The organism is Cedecea colo, assembly GCF_011808225.1.
GTDB lineage: Bacteria > Pseudomonadota > Gammaproteobacteria > Enterobacterales > Enterobacteriaceae > Dryocola > Dryocola colo.
This window is the reverse complement of record NZ_SOYS01000003.1, coordinates 142354-161399: the sequence shown is the minus strand read 5'-3', so window position 1 is coordinate 161399 and position 19046 is coordinate 142354. Positions and strand designations below refer to the sequence as shown.

General features: G+C 54.4%; 20 protein-coding genes. 7 read left to right on the top strand and 13 right to left on the bottom strand.

Annotation, left to right across the window (positions count from 1 at the left end):
- The first annotated feature begins 119 nt into the window (after window positions 1-119).
- Window positions 120-2258 carry an anaerobic ribonucleoside-triphosphate reductase gene (gene nrdD, locus E2L00_RS09090; protein WP_167610139.1) on the top strand — a complete coding sequence of 713 codons (2139 nt, stop codon included), beginning with the start codon at window positions 120-122 and terminating at the stop codon, window positions 2256-2258.
- Window positions 2259-2723 carry an anaerobic ribonucleoside-triphosphate reductase-activating protein gene (gene nrdG / locus E2L00_RS09085; protein WP_167610136.1) on the top strand — a complete coding sequence of 155 codons (465 nt, stop codon included), beginning with the start codon at window positions 2259-2261 and terminating at the stop codon, window positions 2721-2723.
- A 136-nt stretch (window positions 2724-2859) separates the two neighbouring features.
- Here the strand turns inward: nrdG and E2L00_RS09080 are convergent, their stop codons facing one another.
- Both E2L00_RS09080 and E2L00_RS09075 read right to left on the bottom strand, forming a co-directional pair.
- Window positions 2860-3903 carry a permease gene (locus E2L00_RS09080; protein WP_167610133.1) on the bottom strand — a complete coding sequence of 348 codons (1044 nt, stop codon included), beginning with the start codon at window positions 3901-3903 and terminating at the stop codon, window positions 2860-2862.
- Window positions 3904-3988: 85 nt separating this feature from the next.
- Window positions 3989-4639, bottom strand: coding sequence for an NAD(P)H-binding protein (locus tag E2L00_RS09075; RefSeq protein WP_167610130.1), 651 nt, complete (start codon window positions 4637-4639; stop codon window positions 3989-3991).
- Window positions 4640-4739: 100 nt separating this feature from the next.
- Between E2L00_RS09075 and E2L00_RS09070 the strand changes: the two genes are divergently transcribed.
- Window positions 4740-5258 carry a type 1 glutamine amidotransferase domain-containing protein gene (locus tag E2L00_RS09070; RefSeq protein WP_167610127.1) on the top strand — a complete coding sequence of 173 codons (519 nt, stop codon included), beginning with the start codon at window positions 4740-4742 and terminating at the stop codon, window positions 5256-5258.
- Here E2L00_RS09070 and E2L00_RS09065 read toward each other — a convergent pair.
- On the bottom strand, window positions 5255-5683 hold the full coding sequence (locus tag E2L00_RS09065; protein ID WP_167610124.1) for a YhbP family protein: 429 nt from the start codon (window positions 5681-5683) through the stop codon (window positions 5255-5257). The genes E2L00_RS09070 and E2L00_RS09065 overlap by 4 nt on opposite strands.
- A gap of 53 nt (window positions 5684-5736) precedes the next feature.
- On the opposite strand from E2L00_RS09065, the gene E2L00_RS09060 reads away from it, so the two are divergent.
- Complete coding sequence (locus E2L00_RS09060; RefSeq protein WP_167610121.1) at window positions 5737-6036, top strand: GIY-YIG nuclease family protein; 300 nt, start codon at window positions 5737-5739, stop codon at window positions 6034-6036.
- Between the two features lie 45 nt (window positions 6037-6081).
- Here the strand turns inward: E2L00_RS09060 and E2L00_RS09055 are convergent, their stop codons facing one another.
- Both E2L00_RS09055 and ubiT read right to left on the bottom strand, forming a co-directional pair.
- A complete protein-coding gene (locus E2L00_RS09055; RefSeq protein ID WP_167610119.1) occupies window positions 6082-6588 on the bottom strand; it encodes a GNAT family N-acetyltransferase in 507 nt (168 codons plus the stop codon).
- Entirely contained in the window at window positions 6582-7106 is a 525-nt protein-coding gene (gene ubiT, locus E2L00_RS09050; RefSeq protein ID WP_167610116.1) for a ubiquinone anaerobic biosynthesis accessory factor UbiT, read from the bottom strand. Before ubiT ends, E2L00_RS09055 begins: the two co-directional genes overlap by 7 nt.
- Window positions 7107-7351: 245 nt before the next feature.
- Between ubiT and ubiU the strand changes: the two genes are divergently transcribed.
- The 3 genes from ubiU to E2L00_RS09035 all read left to right on the top strand — a co-directional run bounded on the left by ubiU (window position 7352) and on the right by E2L00_RS09035 (window position 10347).
- Window positions 7352-8347 carry a ubiquinone anaerobic biosynthesis protein UbiU gene (gene ubiU, locus E2L00_RS09045; protein ID WP_167610113.1) on the top strand — a complete coding sequence of 332 codons (996 nt, stop codon included), beginning with the start codon at window positions 7352-7354 and terminating at the stop codon, window positions 8345-8347.
- A gap of 8 nt (window positions 8348-8355) precedes the next feature.
- On the top strand, window positions 8356-9240 hold the full coding sequence (locus E2L00_RS09040) for a U32 family peptidase (RefSeq protein ID WP_167610110.1): 885 nt from the start codon (window positions 8356-8358) through the stop codon (window positions 9238-9240).
- Between the two features lie 102 nt (window positions 9241-9342).
- Complete coding sequence (locus E2L00_RS09035) at window positions 9343-10347, top strand: luciferase-like monooxygenase (protein WP_167610107.1); 1005 nt, start codon at window positions 9343-9345, stop codon at window positions 10345-10347.
- Window positions 10348-10378: 31 nt separating this feature from the next.
- On the opposite strand, the gene mtr is transcribed toward E2L00_RS09035, so the two are convergent.
- The 8 genes from mtr to rbfA all read right to left on the bottom strand — a co-directional run bounded on the left by mtr (window position 10379) and on the right by rbfA (window position 19042).
- Window positions 10379-11623, bottom strand: a complete 1245-nt coding sequence (gene mtr / locus E2L00_RS09030; RefSeq protein ID WP_167610103.1) for a tryptophan permease — start codon at window positions 11621-11623, stop codon at window positions 10379-10381.
- Between the two features lie 161 nt (window positions 11624-11784).
- Window positions 11785-13704, bottom strand: coding sequence for a DEAD/DEAH family ATP-dependent RNA helicase (locus E2L00_RS09025; protein WP_167610767.1), 1920 nt, complete (start codon window positions 13702-13704; stop codon window positions 11785-11787).
- On the bottom strand, window positions 13697-13774 hold the full coding sequence (gene yrbN, locus E2L00_RS09020; protein ID WP_099458804.1) for a protein YrbN: 78 nt from the start codon (window positions 13772-13774) through the stop codon (window positions 13697-13699). The genes E2L00_RS09025 and yrbN overlap by 8 nt, the downstream gene beginning before the upstream one ends.
- Window positions 13775-13885: 111 nt before the next feature.
- Window positions 13886-14770, bottom strand: a complete 885-nt coding sequence (gene nlpI, locus E2L00_RS09015; protein WP_167610100.1) for a lipoprotein NlpI — start codon at window positions 14768-14770, stop codon at window positions 13886-13888.
- A gap of 121 nt (window positions 14771-14891) precedes the next feature.
- Complete coding sequence (pnp, locus tag E2L00_RS09010; RefSeq protein WP_167610097.1) at window positions 14892-17024, bottom strand: polyribonucleotide nucleotidyltransferase; 2133 nt, start codon at window positions 17022-17024, stop codon at window positions 14892-14894.
- Window positions 17025-17271: 247 nt separating this feature from the next.
- Window positions 17272-17541, bottom strand: coding sequence for a 30S ribosomal protein S15 (gene rpsO / locus E2L00_RS09005; RefSeq protein ID WP_167610094.1), 270 nt, complete (start codon window positions 17539-17541; stop codon window positions 17272-17274).
- Window positions 17542-17693: 152 nt separating this feature from the next.
- A complete protein-coding gene (gene truB / locus E2L00_RS09000) occupies window positions 17694-18638 on the bottom strand; it encodes a tRNA pseudouridine(55) synthase TruB (RefSeq protein ID WP_167610091.1) in 945 nt (314 codons plus the stop codon).
- Complete coding sequence (gene rbfA / locus E2L00_RS08995) at window positions 18638-19042, bottom strand: 30S ribosome-binding factor RbfA (RefSeq protein ID WP_167610088.1); 405 nt, start codon at window positions 19040-19042, stop codon at window positions 18638-18640. Before rbfA ends, truB begins: the two co-directional genes overlap by 1 nt.
- Window positions 19043-19046 lie beyond the last annotated feature (4 nt).

The following is a 19046-nucleotide window of genomic DNA, read 5'->3' as shown; positions in this document are numbered from 1 at the left end:
CTGGGGATTAGCTGTGGATAAAACGGGACTGAATCCGCAAGCCCCTGGCAGAAGCTGCCTGTGTGCGCTTCCGGAATCCGCCATCCCTTTGTGGATAACCTTATTTAAACGGAGAGATCATGACACCGCATGTGATGAAAAGAGACGGCTGCAAAGTGCCTTTCACTTCAGAGCGCATTAAAGAAGCTATTCTTCGTGCGGCTAAAGCAGCGGGAGTCGATGACGCAGATTATTGCGGCCGCGTCGCAGACATTGTACGTGCTCAGATGGAAGGCCGCAGCCAGGTAGATATCGGCGAGATCCAGACCGCGGTTGAAAACCAGTTGATGGCGGGAAACTATAAGCAGCTGGCCCGCGCCTATATCGAATATCGCCACGACCGTGATATTGCACGTGAAAAACGTGGCCGTCTGAACCAGGAAATTCGTGGTCTGGTTGAACAAACCAATTCTGCGCTGCTGAACGAAAACGCGAATAAAGACAGTAAAGTAATCCCGACCCAGCGTGATCTGCTGGCAGGCATCGTTGCCAAACACTACGCCAGGCAGTACCTGCTGCCTCGCGATGTGGTGCAGGCGCACGAACGTGGCGATATCCACTATCACGATCTCGATTATTCTCCGTTCTTCCCGATGTTTAACTGCATGCTTATCGATCTGAAAGGCATGCTGACGCACGGCTTTAAGATGGGCAACGCGGAAATTGAGCCACCAAAATCTATCTCCACGGCCACTGCCGTTACCGCCCAGATTATCGCGCAGGTCGCCAGCCATATTTACGGCGGGACCACCATCAACCGTATCGATGAAGTGCTTGCTCCGTTTGTGGCGGCAAGCTTCGCAAAACACCGCCAAACGGCGGAAGAGTGGCAAATCCCGGATGTCGAAGGCTACGCGCATTCCCGCACCGAAAAAGAGTGCTACGACGCCTTCCAGTCGCTGGAGTATGAAGTCAACACGCTGCACACCGCCAACGGCCAGACGCCGTTTGTCACCTTCGGTTTCGGGCTGGGGACAAGCTGGGAATCGCGCCTGATCCAGACTTCTATCCTGCGCAACCGCATTGCGGGCCTCGGCAAAAATCGCAAAACCGCCGTGTTCCCGAAACTGGTATTCGCCATCAAAGACGGCCTCAACCACAAGTTCGGCGATGCCAACTACGACATCAAGCAGCTGGCGCTCGAGTGCGCCAGCAAGCGTATGTATCCGGATATTCTGAATTACGATCGGGTGGTGAAGGTCACCGGCTCTTTCAAAACGCCAATGGGCTGCCGCAGCTTCCTCGGCGTCTGGGAGAACGAGAACGGCGAGCAGGTCCACGATGGCCGTAACAACCTCGGCGTTATCAGCCTGAACCTGCCGCGCATCGCGCTGGAAGCAAAAGGGGATGAAGCACGCTTCTGGGAGCTGTTAGACAGCCGCCTGATGCTGGCGCGTAAAGCGCTGATGACGCGTATCGCCCGTCTGGAAGGTGTGAAAGCGCGCGTGGCGCCAATTTTGTATATGGAAGGAGCATGCGGCGTGCGCCTGAAAGCTGACGATGACGTCGCCGAAATCTTCAAAAACGGTCGCGCTTCTATTTCGCTTGGCTACATCGGCATTCATGAAACGGTGAACGCGCTGTTTGGTAACCAACATATTTATGACAGCGAAGCGCTGCGCGAAAAAGCCGTGGCGATTGTTACGCGCCTGCGTGAGGCCACCGAGAGCTGGAAAAATGAAACGGGCTATGGATTCAGCCTGTACAGCACGCCAAGTGAAAATCTGTGCGACCGCTTCTGCCGCCTTGATACCGCTGAATTTGGCGTGGTGCCCGGCGTGACCGACAAAGGCTATTACACCAACAGCTTCCACCTGGACGTCGAGAAAAAGGTCAATCCGTACGACAAAATCGACTTTGAAGCGCCTTATCCACCGCTGGCAAACGGGGGTTTCATCTGTTACGGCGAGTACCCGAATATTCAGCACAACCTGCGCGCGCTGGAAGATGTCTGGGATTACAGCTACCAGCACGTTCCGTATTACGGCACCAATACGCCAATCGATGAGTGCTACGAATGCGGCTTTACCGGCGAGTTTGAGTGCACCAGCAAAGGCTTTACCTGTCCGAAATGCGGGAACCACGACGCAGCGCGCGTCTCGGTTACCCGCCGCGTTTGCGGGTATCTGGGCAGCCCGGATGCGCGTCCGTTTAACGCCGGTAAGCAAGAAGAAGTGAAGCGCCGCGTGAAGCACCTTGGCAACGGGCAGATTGGCTAAGTGAACATGCATCAGTACTATCCGGTCGATATCGTTAACGGGCCGGGTACTCGCTGCACGCTGTTTGTTTCCGGCTGTGTGCATGAATGTCCGGGCTGCTACAACAAAAGCACCTGGCGAGTTAATTCAGGCGTGGCGTTCACGCGGAAAATGGAAGATCGCATCATCAGCGATCTGAACGATACGCGCATACGCCGCCAGGGTTTATCGCTGTCGGGAGGCGATCCGCTGCATCCGCAAAACGTAGCGGATATTCTGCACCTGGTGCAGCGCGTGCGGGCGGAGTGCCCCGGCAAAGATATCTGGATGTGGACAGGTTATAAGATGGATGAGCTGAACGCCGCCCAGCGCGAAGTAGTCGAGTTGATCAACGTGCTGGTCGACGGCAAGTTTGTGCAGGATTTGAAAGACCCGGCGCTTATCTGGCGCGGCAGCAGCAACCAGGTCGTTCATTATCTGCGTTAAAGCCCCGTAATGAACTGCACCACAAAGTATGAGCACCACGCTTTTCTTTCTTTGTGAGCAATCTCAAACCTCGCTTCGGCGAGGTTTCAATCTGATGACAAATCTTATGCTGAAAAAGTTCAGAAAGGGGGCTTTCTTACAGCAGCGCCAGCGTGCCAACAAGGATACCGCTTAGTGTCACCAGCCCACCGGTAAGCCACAGCGCTTTCGCCGGGAAGGCCTTATGCAGCATGATAAGCGACGGAAGACTAACGGCGGGCAGCGTTATCAGCAGCGCCAGCGCGGGCGCTGTGCCCATGCCCGCCAGCATCATGGTTTGAATAATCGGAATTTCGGCGGCGGTTGGGATGACAAACAGGCAGCCGGCAACCGCCATCACAATCACCCAGAACAGCGTGTTACCCACCGCGCCATCGGCATGCGGGAACAGCCATACCCGCGCTGCGCCAAGCGCCAGCACAGCAATGATATAAACCGGAATGGTGCTCCAGAACAGGCTCCACAGCGCTTTCATCCAGCGTTGCAGGAAATTACCCTGCGGCGGTATCGCTTGCGCTATCGGGGGAATGTCCGTGGCCTGAGGTTGGTCTTTCACCCAAAGCTGCACAAGCGTTGCCACGCCCAGCACCGTCATAATTCCAACGACCAGGCGAATCAGGGCAAAATGCCAGCCCAGAACGAAGCCCATAAAAATGAGCGTGGCCGGGTTGAGCAGCGGATTGCCTAACCAAAATGCCAGCGCTCCGCCCATTGAAACCGACTGGCGGCGCATACCGGCGGCAACGGGGGCCGCACAGCAGGTGCACATCATACCCGGCAGAGAAAAGAGCGTGCCGAACAGCGTGCCGCTAAAACGCGGCTGGCCGAGGGTGCGCATCAGCCAGTCCCCTGGGATCAGCACCTGAACCAGCGAGCCTAACATCACGCCCAGCACCGCAGCTTTCCAGACCGCGATGAAATAAACCATCGCGTAATCCCAGGCGGCTTTGAGCGGATTTACCTCCTGCTGCGCAATAATTGATTTTCCGATGCTGTGCGTCTCGGCGGCGATAAATGCCTTGCCGTAATACGGCTGCCATTTCACGAGCCACAGTCCGATAATAACAACGGTGAAAAACAGCACCGGCTTCCACCAGGCGAACGAGGATTTGACCGCCCGGTGAGGAGTTTGAGTAAGCATGAAAAGTACCCTGCCAATCGTAAGCGTGGTTTATATTTATTGGCGCTAATACTACGCTTCTTGTAAGGGTATTGGAAAGCCGTGGTTAATAAACCGCCGAATGCGCCGCAATCTCTCGTAGCTGCCGGGAATCCAGGATCGCCACGCTATCACGAGAAGGTGAAAGCGCCTCATGCAGCATCGCCCGGGCGACATCTCTTGCTTCGATGGACTTCCATTTCCCAGGCATGATTTTAAACAGCGGCGCAAAGAACGATTCGTTAAAGCGTTGTGATTCACGATGGCCCAGTAACATAGACGGCCGGCCGATGGTTAAACGCGGCCAGTTCTGGGCTATCAGCGCCTCCTCCATTTTTCCTTTGACGCGATTGTAGAAGAACGGCGATTTGCTGTTTGCGCCAATCGCGCTGACCGCCAGCATATGTCTGGCGCCCAGGCGCTGGCCCGTCAGCGCGGTATCTACCACCAGCGTATAATCCGCCAGCACGAAGGCTTCTTTACTGCCGGCCTCCCTCATCGTCGTCCCAAGACAGCAGAAAACGATATCCACCGGCTCGGTGAGCTGCGCCAGCGCATCGCTAAGCTGCGGATCGTGAGGATTGAACATTTTACGCATCGGAGGCAGCGGACGACGCGTAGCGGCCACAATGTTTGTGACCCGCGGCTCGTCGTTAAGCAGGCGTAATAAATGCCCGCCGACCAGACCTGTCGCTCCCGTAATCAATACCCGGCTCATAGGCGCTCCTTTATCAGATGAATCTAAGTCTAGTCCGTTCGCTTGCAAAGTCTGCCCTGTGGTCCAGGCTTAAGCACTGGAAACAGATAATGGAGGAGCTATGAGCAAGAAGATTGCAGTCTTGATCACCGACGAATTCGAGGATTCAGAATTTACTTCACCCGCAGAGGCGTTCCGAAAAGCGGGGCACGACGTTATCACCATTGAGAAGCAGGCCGGTAAAACCGTAACCGGTAAAAAAGGCGAGGCAAAGGTCACCATCGATAAAGCCATTGATGAGGTGCGCCCGGCCGATTTCGATGCGCTTCTGCTACCCGGCGGGCACTCCCCGGACAGCCTGCGTGGCGATGAACGCTTCGTCACTTTTACGCGCGATTTTATGAACAGCGGCAAGCCCGTTTTTGCTATCTGCCACGGCCCACAGCTTTTAATCAGCGCCGATGTCGTTCGCGGACGCAAGCTGACCGCAGTGAAGCCTATCGTAATTGACGTGAAAAATGCCGGCGCCGACTTCTATGACAGAGAGGTGGTCGTTGATAATAATCAGCTGGTTACCAGCCGTACTCCGGAAGACCTGCCGGCCTTTAACCGCGAGGCGCTGCGTCTGTTAGGAGCCTAGTTTTCCCGCAGCCAGCGTAGTTTTTTGCCAAAACCGAGCGTGTTGTCCGTCATTTTTAGCTCGTCGAGCTGAATTTCCCAGACGGGGGCCGCCATCACTCTCGCCACCGGGAAGCGTTTGCAGTAAAGATGGCGAATGCTTCCCGCCTCGCTGTCGTCCAGCATATGAATCTTGCCGCGAAACTGAACGCCGCGAATCAGCGCGACGGTTTTGGGCTGCCCGTTTACCGTGCCGGCGACGAACGAACCTTTGCCAATGAGTTCCCCGTGTCGGGAAGTGGCCTCGGTCAGCAAATAAAACGCTACGCGCGCGCGATCGTAATAATAAAAGGCGTTGGCGCACCATAAATCTTCGTTACCGCCAACGCAGTAGGTAAGAACGTGCTGTTTGTTCAGCCAGCGGCTGATGGCATCAAGTGTTTCCATGGGCGACCTGAACGGTGTTATTCTGCAAATAATGTCAACTATGCGCTTGCCCTATGTCATCCTGGTATCTCTATTTAGTCCGCACCCTCGATAACCGCTTATATACCGGCATCACGACGGATGTGGAACGCCGCTTCGGGCAACACCAGGCCGGAAAAGGCGCGAAAGCTTTACGGGGCAAAGGTAAGCTATCGCTGGCATTTAGTCGCCCGGTGGGCGATCGTTCGTGCGCGTTGCGCCTGGAATATCGCATCAAGCAGCTAACTAAAACGCAAAAAGAACGCCTGGTGAACGGCAGCTTGCCTTTTGAAGACCTGCTGGCAGATCTTCAAAACCATACCAATCCCCAATAAGTTTCGCGTTGCAGCCAACGCCTCTGCGGCGCGAAAGATGATGGCTCAGAACTCGCGGTTAAAATGCTCGTGATATTCCACCAGCCCGCTGACGCCGTTTAGCGCATCCTCCGCCAGAGGATAGATCTGGAAGGCGGCTTCGGTATCAGGCCAGGTGCTGCGCAAACCAAACCGGGCGGCAGGCACAAAGCCAAAGCGGTGGTACATTTCAGGCTGACCCAGCGCCACAACCGCGGCGTAGCCGAATTCATTAAGGGAATCAAGCCCTTCGTAAACCAGCTTTTTCGCCAGCCCCTGGCCGCGATACGCTTCTTCTACCGCTAAAGGCGCAAGCCCCACCCACTGTAGCTCCTCACCTTCTACGGCAACCGGGCTGAATGCGACATAGCCCACCACCTGACCTTCGTCATCCGTAGCGACCAGACCAAGCGTTAACAGGCCGTCCTCTCGCAAATCTTTTACCAGATCCGCTTCACCGTTACCGTTAAAGGCATGGCGCAATAAGGCGTCGATACCGGGAGCATCGATGGGTATTTCTACTCGAATTAACATGGCTCACCTTCCGGGTTACTTTCTGGAACAGGCTTATATTGCATACCCGCTTCAACAAAATTAGCCAGCTGCAGCAGCGCAATGCGTAAAGGTGCGGGCATTGCGTTCAGCTCAATAGCATCCATCAAATTTTTGACGTACAGACCGAGTTCGGTATCGCCTTCAATGACCAGGCGACGCTGGAAGAATAACGTGTCCGGGTCCTGTTTGCGCGCGGCGATCATCAGCAAATCGTTAGCGCTGGCGCTGAAGCTGACGTCAGCCGACGCGTCTTCACGAACGACCAGCTTATTACCTTGTACCGAGGTAAACCACTTCAGAGCAAGATCGCGAACTTCAATGCTCAGCCAGCGACCCTGTAAAAACTCAAGTTCACCATCCGCAAGCGCCTGACGGAACTGCCAGCCCAGCAGCTGCTCGAGGAGCTGACGCTTCAGAGCAAAGGGCGTCAGTTTGACCGGGGTCCGCAATAAAGATGGGCCAACCTGTACCAGGCGAGAACGCAGCTTATCCAACACGAGCTTTACTCCTTGAGAAAATTTTTTGCTATTTTGCCATACCCGCCGAACGCCATAGCGGTGCAAATCAACAATTGCGTTAGTTTTAACTACCCCCAATGGTTGCCATCAATACGCCATTAGCTGCCTTAAATCAAAATTTGTCGCCGACAGGTTAATTAAAATCCCAGTTCGTTAACAATTTTGCAGCCCACGCCGGGCTGCGCGGGTCACCTTTCAGGATACCCGATGATGCAGGATACATTATGGAGTTGCTTTGCCCTGCCGGAAATTTACCGGCGTTAAAAGCGGCCATCGATAACGGTGCCGACGCGGTCTATATCGGTCTGAAAGATGACACTAACGCCCGTCATTTTGCCGGACTGAATTTTACGGAAAAGAAACTACAGGAAGCGGTCAGCTACGTGCATCAGCGTGGCCGTAAGCTGCACATCGCCATCAATACTTTCGCGCATCCGGACGGCTACGTACGCTGGCAGCGAGCGGTAGATATGGCCGCACAGATTGGCGCCGATGCCCTGATTCTGGCGGACCTGGCGATGCTGGAGTATGCAGCGCAACGTTATCCGCATATTGAGCGTCACGTGTCGGTGCAGGCCTCCGCGACCAACGAAGAGGCCATTCGCTTCTATCAGCGTAACTTTGACGTGTCTCGCGTCGTGCTGCCGCGCGTGCTGTCGATTCATCAGGTGAAGCAATTGGCGCGCGTCACTCCTGTTCCGCTGGAGGTTTTTGCCTTTGGCAGCCTGTGTATTATGGCCGAAGGCCGCTGCTATCTTTCTTCTTATCTGACCGGCGAATCCCCGAATACCGTCGGTGCCTGTTCTCCGGCGCGCTTTGTTCGCTGGCAGCAAACGCCGCAGGGGCTGGAATCCCGCCTTAACGACGTGCTGATCGACAGATATCAGGACGGCGAAAACGCCGGTTATCCAACGCTGTGTAAAGGCCGTTATCTGGTAGACAAGCAGAAATATCACGCGCTTGAAGAACCGACCAGTCTCAATACCCTCGAACTGCTGCCCGAGCTCTATGCCGCCAATATTGCGTCGGTGAAAATTGAAGGCCGCCAGCGTAGCCCGGCGTATGTCAGCCAGGTCGCCAAAGTCTGGCGTCAGGCAATAGATCGCTGTATGGCCGCCCCGGAAAGCTATCGCGCACAGCCGGCCTGGATGGACGCGCTTGGCGCGATGGCGGAAGGCACGCAAACCACCCTCGGCGCATATCATCGCAAATGGCAGTAGGAAATCAGATGAAATATTCATTAGGACCGGTGCTGTATTACTGGTCAAAAGAGACGCTGGAAAGCTTTTACCAGGCGGCGGCTAAAAGCCGCGCCGATGTGGTTTATCTCGGAGAAACCGTATGCAGTAAACGCCGCGCAACGAAAGTAGGCGACTGGCTGGATATGGCAAAGATGCTGGCCGGTGAGGGAAAGCAAGTCGTGCTTTCAACGCTTGCGCTGGTGCAGGCGCCTTCCGAGCTAAACGAGCTGAAACGCTACGTCGATAACGGCGAATTTCTGATTGAAGCCAGCGACCTTGGCGCCGTGAACGTTGCTGCCGAGCGCAAACTGCCGTTTGTCGCAGGCCATGCGCTTAACTGCTACAACGCGGTGACGCTGCGCCTGCTCCTTAAGCAAGGGATGACGCGCTGGTGTATGCCGGTAGAACTTTCCCGCGACTGGCTGGAGAATTTGCTAAACCAGTGCGATGAGCTGGGTATCCGTCACCAGTTTGAAGTTGAAGTACTGAGCTACGGACATTTGCCGCTCGCTTACTCTGCCCGCTGCTTTACCGCCCGCTCTGAAGACCGGGCAAAAGACGAGTGTGAAACCTGCTGCAGCAAATATCCAACCGGGCGCAATATGCTGTCGCAGGAAAATCAGCAGGTTTTTGTGCTTAACGGCATTCAGACAATGAGCGGCTACGTCTATAACCTTGGTAACGAACTGGTCTCGATGAAAGGCCTGGTGGATATGGTTCGCCTGTCGCCCATGGGCGTGGACACCCTGCAAGTGCTGGAAACCTTCCGCGCCAACGAAAACGGCTCAGCGCCGCTGAAACTCACTTCGCAAAGCGATTGCAACGGCTACTGGCATCGCGTCGCCGGGCTGGAACTGATTAACCCCGCCTGAGAAAAGGCTCACTTTGTTACTTAATTGCTGATGATTTTGCGCAATACTGAAGTTAACTATCAGCAAACGAAGTAACCACTTCGTCTAACAAAGTGAGCCGTTATGTCTGACATTACCCACGTTCCTTTTTCGCTGCTGGACCTGTCGCCGGTCCCGCAAGGATCGCAGGTCGCTGATGCGTTCCATCGCTCTCTCGATCTCGCACGCCTGGCTGAAAAACGCGGCTATCACCGCTACTGGCTGGCGGAACACCACAATATGACCGGCATTGCCAGCGCGGCAACGTCCGTCCTGATTGGCTACCTTGCAGCCAATACCCAAACGCTGCGTCTGGGTTCCGGCGGCGTGATGCTGCCCAACCACTCGCCGTTAGTGATTGCCGAGCAGTTTGGTACGCTGGAGACGCTCTATCCGGGGCGTATCGATCTTGGGCTGGGCCGCGCGCCGGGAAGCGATCAGCGTACGATGATGGCGCTGCGTCGTCATATGAGCGGCGATATCGATAATTTCCCGCGGGATGTGAACGAGCTGGTGTCGTGGTTTGATGCAGCCGATCCAAACCCGGCCGTGCGCCCGGTTCCCGGTTACAACACCAGAATTCCGGTCTGGCTGCTGGGATCCAGCCTTTACAGCGCGCAGCTTGCGGCACAGCTTGGTCTGCCGTTTGCCTTTGCCTCGCACTTCGCGCCGGATATGCTTTTCCAGGCATTGCAGCTTTATCGCGCCCAGTTCAAACCGTCCGAACGGCTGGAAAAACCGTACGCCATGGTCTGCATCAATATCATCGCCGCAGACAGCAATCGCGATGCGGAATTCCTGTTTACGTCTATGCAGCAGGCTTTCGTCAAACTGCGTCGCGGCGAAACCGGGCTGCTGCCGGCGCCAATCGAGAATATGGACAGCTTCTGGAGCGCGGGCGAGCAGTACGGCGTGCAGCAGGCGCTGAGCATGTCGCTGGTTGGCGATAAGGCGAAAGTGCGTCATGGATTGATTTCGCTGCTGCGCGAAACTCAGGCGGATGAAATCATGGTCAACGGGCAGATTTTTGATAGCCAGGCCCGGCTGCATTCGTTCGATCTGGCAATGGATGTACACGAGAGTTTATAAGGATTTCGCCCCTCGGTTGAGGGGCGAAATTTTAATGATAGACCGGCAGCAGATTGAAGCTCGACAGAATATGTATCACCGCATTGCCCACCCCGAAGATGATAATCAGCGCGATCATTTTATTCCCGCCCCATACGCGGTAAAGCGGGCTGCCAAACTTACGGCGTGACGCTCTCGCCAATAGCGCAGGCACGATTGCAGCCCAGATTGTGGCCGCGAGCCCGGCAAAACCAATGGCGTAAATAAAGCCGTCCGGCCAGATAGCGCCGCCAAGCATCGGTGGAATAAACGTGACCAGCGCGGTTTTCAGACGCCCGGACGGGCTGTCGTCAAACTTAAACAGATCGGCCAGGTAATCGAACAGGCCGAGCGTCACGCCCAGAAACGAGCTGGCAACGGCAAAGTTAGAGAAGACGATCAGCAGCAAATCCAGCGTGCGGCTGTTCAGAACGCCGCTCAGCGCCTGCACCAGCACATCGATATTCCCGCCTTTATCAGCAATGGCAATAAAATCGCCGCGTGGGATATTGCCCATGCTGCCAACCAGCCAGATGACATACAGCACCAGCGCCATCACCGTGCCCCACATCAGACAGCGCTTAATGGTTTGCGGGTTTTTGCCGTAGTATTTCATCAGGCTTGGCACGTTGCCATGGTAGCCAAAAGAGGCCAGGCAGAATGGCAGCGTCATAAAAAGGTACGGAAAATAGCTGGGATTAATCGCCTGCTTGTCGAGCAAGATTTGCGGTTCGACATGCCACATTAATCCGCCAAAGGTCATAAAGAAGGTCAGGATTTTTGCGCCGAGGACGATCGTCGTCATGCGGCTTACGGCTCGCGTGCTCAGCCAGACAATAAACGCCACTATAAGGGCGAAAATCAGCCCGGCAAACCTGGCAGGCAAGTCGACTGACATCTCGCTTAACGTGTGATGAATAACCGAACCGCTTGCCGAAATGTAGGCGTAGGTCAGGATATACAGCACGAAAGCGATGGAAAGTCCGTTGATCAGATTCCAGCCTTTACCCAGCAGATCTTTTGTGACCGTATCAAAGCTTGCGCCAACGCGGTAGTTGAGGTTGGCTTCCAGAATCATCAGCCCGGAATGCAGCATGCAAAACCAGGTGAACACCAGCGCGGCTAGCGACCAGAAAAACCAGCTTCCAGCCATCACCACCGGCAGTGAGAACATGCCCGCACCAATAATTGTGCCACCAATTATCATCACGCCGCCGAGAATAGAGGGCGAGGCTTTGGTGGTCGATAAGATTGACATATGAATTCCTGAAAACAATAAACCGCTGTCGATGCGACAGGTTTGACTGCGGATTATTGTACCAGTACATGAGTACATTTTGGATAAAAAAAATCCCGGTTTTATCAACCAGGACTTTTATGACTGCCTGCGACACAATCGCAGGCATAAACTTCGGCTAATTAAGCTTCGGTTGAACGACGACGAGCAGGTGCTGCGCCATCATCACGACGTGGGCCACGACCGCCTTCACGGCGTTCACCGCTAAAGCTACGACCTGCGCCTGCCGGGCCATCGCGACGTGGACCGCGACCGCCCTCACGACGCTCGCCGCCGAATCCGCGACCCGCACCGCCGCCACGGCGTTCGCCACCGCGGTCAGTACGCGGCTGCGCATCACCCATCAGCTGCATATTCATCGGCTTGTTCAGAATACGAGTACGGGTAAAGTGCTGCAGAACTTCACCAGGCATGCCTTTTGGCAGTTCGATGGTGGAGTGCGTACCAAACAGCTTGATGTTACCGATGTAACGGCTGCTGATGTCGCCTTCGTTAGCGATCGCGCCAACGATATGACGAACTTCAACGCCGTCATCACGGCCAACTTCGATACGGTACAGTTCCATATCGCCAACGTCACGACGTTCGCGACGAGCCGGTGCTTCGCCATCACGCTGTGGACGATCTGAACGTGGGCCACGATCGTTACGATCTGAACGACGCTCGAAACGATCGTCACGTTCTTTGAACTCACGACGTGGACGCATCGGCGCATCCGGTGGCAGGATCAGAGGACGTTCGCCCTGCGCCATTTTCAGCAGCGCTGCTGCCAGCGTTTCGATATCCAGCTCTTCTTCAGCGGAAGGCTGAATTTTTGCCAGCAGGCCACGGTAGAGATCCAGATCGCTGCTTTCCAGCTGCTGCTGAACTTTAGCAGCAAACTTAGCCAGGCGGCGCTCGCTCAGCAGTTCACGGTTTGGCAGCTCAACTTCTGGAATCGTCAACTTCATGGTGCGTTCAATGTTGCGCAGCAGACGACGCTCGCGGTTCTCAACGAACAGCAGCGCACGGCCAGCACGACCCGCGCGGCCGGTACGACCGATACGGTGAACGTAGGATTCGGAGTCCATCGGGATGTCATAGTTAACAACCAGGCTGATGCGCTCAACGTCCAGGCCACGGGCCGCAACGTCGGTGGCGATCAGGATATCCAGACGACCATCTTTCAGGCGCTCCAGAGTCTGCTCACGCAGGGCCTGGTTCATGTCACCGTTCAGCGCGGCGCTGTTATAACCGCTACGCTCCAGCGCTTCAGCCACTTCCAGGGTCGCATTTTTGGTACGAACGAAGATAATCGCCGCATCAAAATCTTCTGCTTCCAGGAAACGCACCAGCGCTTCGTTTTTACGCATACCGTGCACGGTCCAGTAGCTCTGGCTGATATCAGGACGTGTGGTAACGCTTGACTGAATGCGTACTTCCTGCGGCTCTTTCATAAAGCGACGGGTAATACGACGAATGGCTTCCGGCATGGTTGCAGAGAACAGCGCGGTCTGATGACCTTCCGGGATCTGCGCCATAATGGTTTCAACGTCTTCGATGAAGCCCATACGCAGCATTTCATCCGCTTCATCCAGCACCAGACCTTTCAGGCTGGACAGGTTCAGCGTGCCGCGTTTTAAGTGATCGAGCAGGCGACCCGGGGTACCAACAACAATTTGTGGTCCCTGACGCAGGGCGCGCAGCTGCACGTCATAACGCTGGCCGCCGTAAAGGGCCACAACGTTTACGCCATGCATATGTTTAGAGAAATCTGTCATGGCTTCTGCAACCTGAACCGCCAGTTCGCGGGTCGGCGCCAGCACCAGGATTTGCGGTGCTTTAAGCTCAGGATCGAGATTATGCAGCAGCGGTAAAGAGAACGCTGCGGTTTTGCCGCTGCCTGTCTGGGCCATACCCAGTACATCGCGGCCACCCAACAGATGTGGAATACACTCTGCCTGGATTGGAGATGGCTTTTCGTAACCCAGATCGCTCAGGGCTTTAAGGATGGAGGCGTTCAGCCCCAGATCGGTAAAAGTGGTTTCGATGATATCAGTCATGTAGTACATGTGCCTCGTTGATGGCGGCCAGTCTACGTAACTCATCGTGAAATTGATCTGCAATTTTCATTGAAAAGTGTGAACCGGCTCAAATTTAGTTGATTAACGAACAAAAACGCCCTCACCCGTTAAGGCGATGACTTTAAAGATTAAAGTTTATGGGCTGATCGTTGTTCGTCAGCTATTGCTGGTCCGATTCTGCCAGGTCATCTTGCTCCTGGCCCAAGAGCGCTAATTCCAACAATGCATAACGATGCTCAACGTAGTTGTGTACGTTGTTAGCGACCGCTAACTTGAACAGTGCCGTAGCGCTGTCCTTTTCCCCCAGACTTAGGTAGTACTTACCTAAATAGAAGTTGGTTTCACTGAGATGCTCAGCGAGCGAGGTGTTATCCGTTGCGTCCGCCTTGAGGCGTTCCATTAGCGTTTTTTCGCTAATGTTCCCCAGGTAGAACTCGACAATGTTCCATCCCCATTGTTCTTTATCCGCTTTATCGAGGCGCTGTTGTAACGCCACTTTGGCCTGTTTAGCATCCAGATTGCTTTCGGCAATATAGAGCCACAGACTGCGGAACGGATCATTGGGATCGTCTTGATAAAACGCTAGCAGATCATCTTGCGCTAAACGATAACGACCACCGTAATAGAGGGCGATACCGCGATTTAAATGCGCGTAGTTGTAAGTTGGATCAAGCTCAAGTACAGAATCAAACGCTTCATAGGCAGCATCAAAATTGCCTGCCTGCGTTAAATATATGCCTAAGTAATTGAATACTTCAGGCATATCGGGGCGGATTGCCAGCGCTTGTGAAAAATCATTTCGCGCCAGAGCCCGCAAGCCGAGGCTATCATACAACACTCCGCGCTCATATAAAAGCTGTGCGCGTTCATCATCGGTTAAAGCCCGACTGGCAAGTATTTGTTCCATGCGTGCCAGGATGACTTCTTGCTGCAAAGTCGGTTGCAATGGCACCGCCAGGACTTCGCTTTTACGCCAGGCAGAGTTGCTGCATCCTGCCAGCGTGAGAGCTGTCGCAACGAAACACCAGCGCAAAAAAGGCTTCATTTCCCACTCCCGAAGACAACAATTGAATGAACGTCCTCTGTTCGCCGGCTGCTAAAACGGAGCATCCTGCTCCGTAATAAACAGCTCTCCATGTCGCCATGGAGAGCTCAATCGGTAAAGCTTACTCAGCTGCTTCTGGGGCAGAGGGTGCTGCACCTTCAGCCGGGGACTGCTCGGTTGCTTCTTTGATGCTTAAACGGACGCGGCCCTGACGGTCAACTTCCAGTACCTTAACCGGTACTTCCTGACCCATCTGCAGGTAGTCGGTCACTTTCTCTACGCGCTTGTCAGCGATTTGAGAGATGTGCACCAGACCTTCTTTGCCGCCGCCGATAGCAACGAACGCACCGAAATCAACGATACGAGTGACTTTACCCTGATAGATACGGCCAACTTCGATTTCAGCGGTAATTTCTTCGATACGACGAATAGCGTGTTTCGCTTTGTCGCCATCGGTCGCTGCAATTTTTACGGTGCCATCATCTTCGATTTCGATGGTGGTGCCGGTTTCTTCGGTCAGCGCACGAATAACAGAGCCGCCCTTACCGATCACGTCTTTGATCTTGTCCGGGTTGATCTTAATGGTGTGAATACGTGGAGCAAACTCGGAGATATCGCCGCGTGGCGCGTTGATAGCCTGTTCCATGACGCCAAGGATATGCAGACGCGCACCTTTAGCCTGGTTCAGAGCCACCTGCATGATTTCGCGGGTGATGCCTTCGATTTTGATATCCATCTGCAGAGCAGAGATACCTTCACGGCTGCCGGCAACCTTAAAGTCCATGTCGCCCAGGTGGTCTTCATCACCCAGGATGTCAGACAGAACGACGAAGTTGTCGCCTTCTTTTACCAGGCCCATCGCGATGCCCGCTACTGCGGCTTTGATAGGCACGCCTGCGTCCATCAGCGCCAGAGAAGCGCCACACACGGAAGCCATGGAAGAAGAACCATTGGATTCAGTGATTTCAGACACTACACGTACGGTGTATGGGAAACGATCGGCTTCTGGCATAACGGCCAGTACGCCACGCTTAGCCAGACGACCATGACCAATCTCACGACGCTTAGGAGAACCGACCATGCCTGTTTCGCCCACGGAGTACGGAGGGAAGTTGTAGTGGAACAGGAAGTTGTCGGTACGTTCGCCCATCAACTCGTCCAGGTTCTGTGCGTCACGAGCGGTGCCCAGAGTCGCGGTTACCAGCGCCTGAGTTTCACCACGGGTGAACAGCGCGGAACCGTGAGTACGCGGCAGAACGCCAGTACGCACGTCCAGGCCACGGATCATGTCTTTTTCACGGCCGTCGATGCGCAGTTCGCCAGCCAGGATACGGCTACGTACAACGTTTTTCTCGATAGCGTGCAGCAGGTCAGACAGCTCGCCCGCATCCAGAGATTCGTCTTCTGCAGTCAGCGTAGCGATAACGTCAGCTTTAATGGCATCAACCTGAGCGTAACGTTCTTGTTTCTCAGTGATACGGTAAGCGTCGCTCAGGCGGGATTCTGCCAGAGAGGCAACGCGTGCGTTCAACGCGGCATCAACAGCTTCTGGCTGCCAGTCCCAACGTGGTTTGCCGGCTTCGGCAACCAGGGAGTTGATGTTCTGGATAACAACCTGCTGTTGTTCGTGGCCGAATACCACCGCGCCCAGCATCTGGTCTTCGCTCAGCAGTTCTGCTTCGGACTCAACCATCAGCACAGCACCTTCTGTACCGGCGACAACCAGATCCAGCTTGCTGGTTTTCAGTTCGTCTGCAGTTGGGTTCAGAACGTACTGGTCGTTGATGTAGCCCACACGAGCGGCACCAATTGGACCATTAAATGGTATACCAGACAGGCTCAGCGCGGCAGAAGCGCCGATCATGGCAACGATGTCAGGGTGAACCTGTGGGTTTACGGAAACTACGGTAGCAATAACCTGCACTTCGTTAACGAAACCTTCCGGGAACAGCGGACGCACCGGGCGGTCAATCAGACGCGCAATCAGCGTTTCGCCTTCGCTTGGACGGCCTTCACGACGGAAGAAGCTGCCCGGGATACGGCCAGCAGCGTAAGTACGCTCCTGATAGTTAACGGTCAGCGGGAAGAAGTCCTGACCTGCTTTAGCTTTTTTCTGCCCTACTACGGTTACGAATACCGCAGTATCGTCCATGCTTACCATTACTGCTGCGGTAGCCTGGCGCGCCATCATACCGGTCTCTAATGTGACCGTATGCTGACCGTACTGAAATTTACGAACGATCGGATTTAGCAAGATAATATCCTTTAGATTCTTAGGCTTCCGGTGACTTCACGCGGTGCCGTTATGACCCGATCTCTATAGCATCCTCGCGACTAATGACAACCCTGACCCGCCCTTGCGGATAAAGCCTCTCATTAGCCGCGCGAACCTCTGCAATAAAGATCACACACAGCAACAATACATTAGTTTCCATAGAATTGCTGCCGTCAGATTGAAAAAAGGGGCCTTAACAGGCCCCCTTTTCTGAAACTCGCAAGACTTAGCGACGCAGGCCCAGACGCTCGATCAGGCTGGTGTAACGTGCTACATCTTTACGCTTCAGGTAGTCGAGCAGTTTACGACGCTGAGAAACCATACGCAGCAGACCACGACGGCTGTGGTGATCTTTTTTGTGCTCTGCAAAGTGACCCTGCAGGTGGTTAATCTGTGCAGTCAGCAGTGCAACCTGAACTTCGGTAGAACCGCTGTCGTTATTATCACGACCAAACTCAGAAACGATTTTAGCTTTAGCTTCAACGCTTAGAGACATTTTCAACTCCAGAATTATAGATAAAAAAACAGGGTGCCGATCTCTAATTCAGCAACCCCAGTACACACCCGAAACTATTGTCAGACAATGTTCGAATGCTAAGCCGCCTATTTTACCTGTAGCAACCTATTATCGCAAGATAACTACGGAGGTCAGGCGGGATACTCCACTACCAGACGACGAGGCGCTACGCGTCCATCATCATCAATTTCACCCATGCCGATGAACTTTGCTTCCTCACCTTCGGTGACGCGCACCAGGCCTTCGGCAGGAACGCCCGCAACCTGCACCGGCTGCCCATTCCTGAAATAGCCTGCCACAGCAGGTAATAAGTTCACGACAGGGAAATCTGAAGCCGGGCTGTCCATTGGCATCAGCAACGGATCTAACAGCACGGCGGGATCGATTTCCTGTTGCTGAGCCTGTTCAAGAAGCGCATTCAGATGTTCAAGCGTCACCATACGTTCAACGGGATATTTGCTCACGGCCAGGCGACGCAGGAAAGTCACGTGCGCACCGCAGCCCAGCTTTTCACCCAGATCGTCAGTGATGGTACGGATGTAAGTGCCCTTTGAACAATGGATCTCAAGTTCCAGCTCATCGCCTTCATGGCGAATAAACAGCAGCTCGTAAACGGTAACTGGACGTGCTTCACGCTCAACTTCAATTCCCTGGCGGGCATATTCGTACAGCGGCTTACCCTGGTGTTTAAGCGCCGAATACATTGACGGCACCTGCATAGTCTCACCACGGAAGCTTTCCAGCGCAGCCATAAGCTCCTGCTCGCTAAACGTAACCGGGCGTTCCTGAACAACCGTGCCGTCGGCATCAGAGGTATCAGTACGCTGCCCAAGGCGGGCAATGACGCGGTAACGCTTATCTGAATCCAGCAAATAGCGCGAAAACTTGGTTGCTTCACCCAGGCAAATCGGCAGCATGCCGGTAGCCAGTGGATCCAGCGCCCCGGTATGACCGGCGCGGTTCGCGTTATAGATGCGCTTTACTTTTTGCAGTGCATCGTTGGAAGACAAGCCCTGCGGCTTGTCCAACAGCAGCACGCCATGGATATCACGACCACGACGACGAGGACGACTCATCAATCCTCCTTGCTGTCATCCGAATCGTTTACGCGACGCTCGTCATCATTACGAATGACATTGGAGACCAGATTGGACATGCGCATCCCTTCAACCAGTGAGTTATCGTAGAAGAAGGTCAGTTCAGGGACGATACGCAGGCGCATCGCTTTACCAATCAGGGTACGAATATAGCCGGAAGCATCCTGCAAGACTTTGATGCCTTCTTTGATGGCATCTTCATCTTTGTCGTTCAGGAAGGTGACAAAAACTTTGGCATAGGCCAGATCGCGTGACACTTCGACACCGGAAACGGTGGTCATCATGCCCAGACGCGGATCTTTGATTTCGCGCTGCAGGATAATTGCGATTTCTTTCTGCAATTCCTGAGATACGCGCTGCGGGCGACCGAATTCTTTCGCCATAATA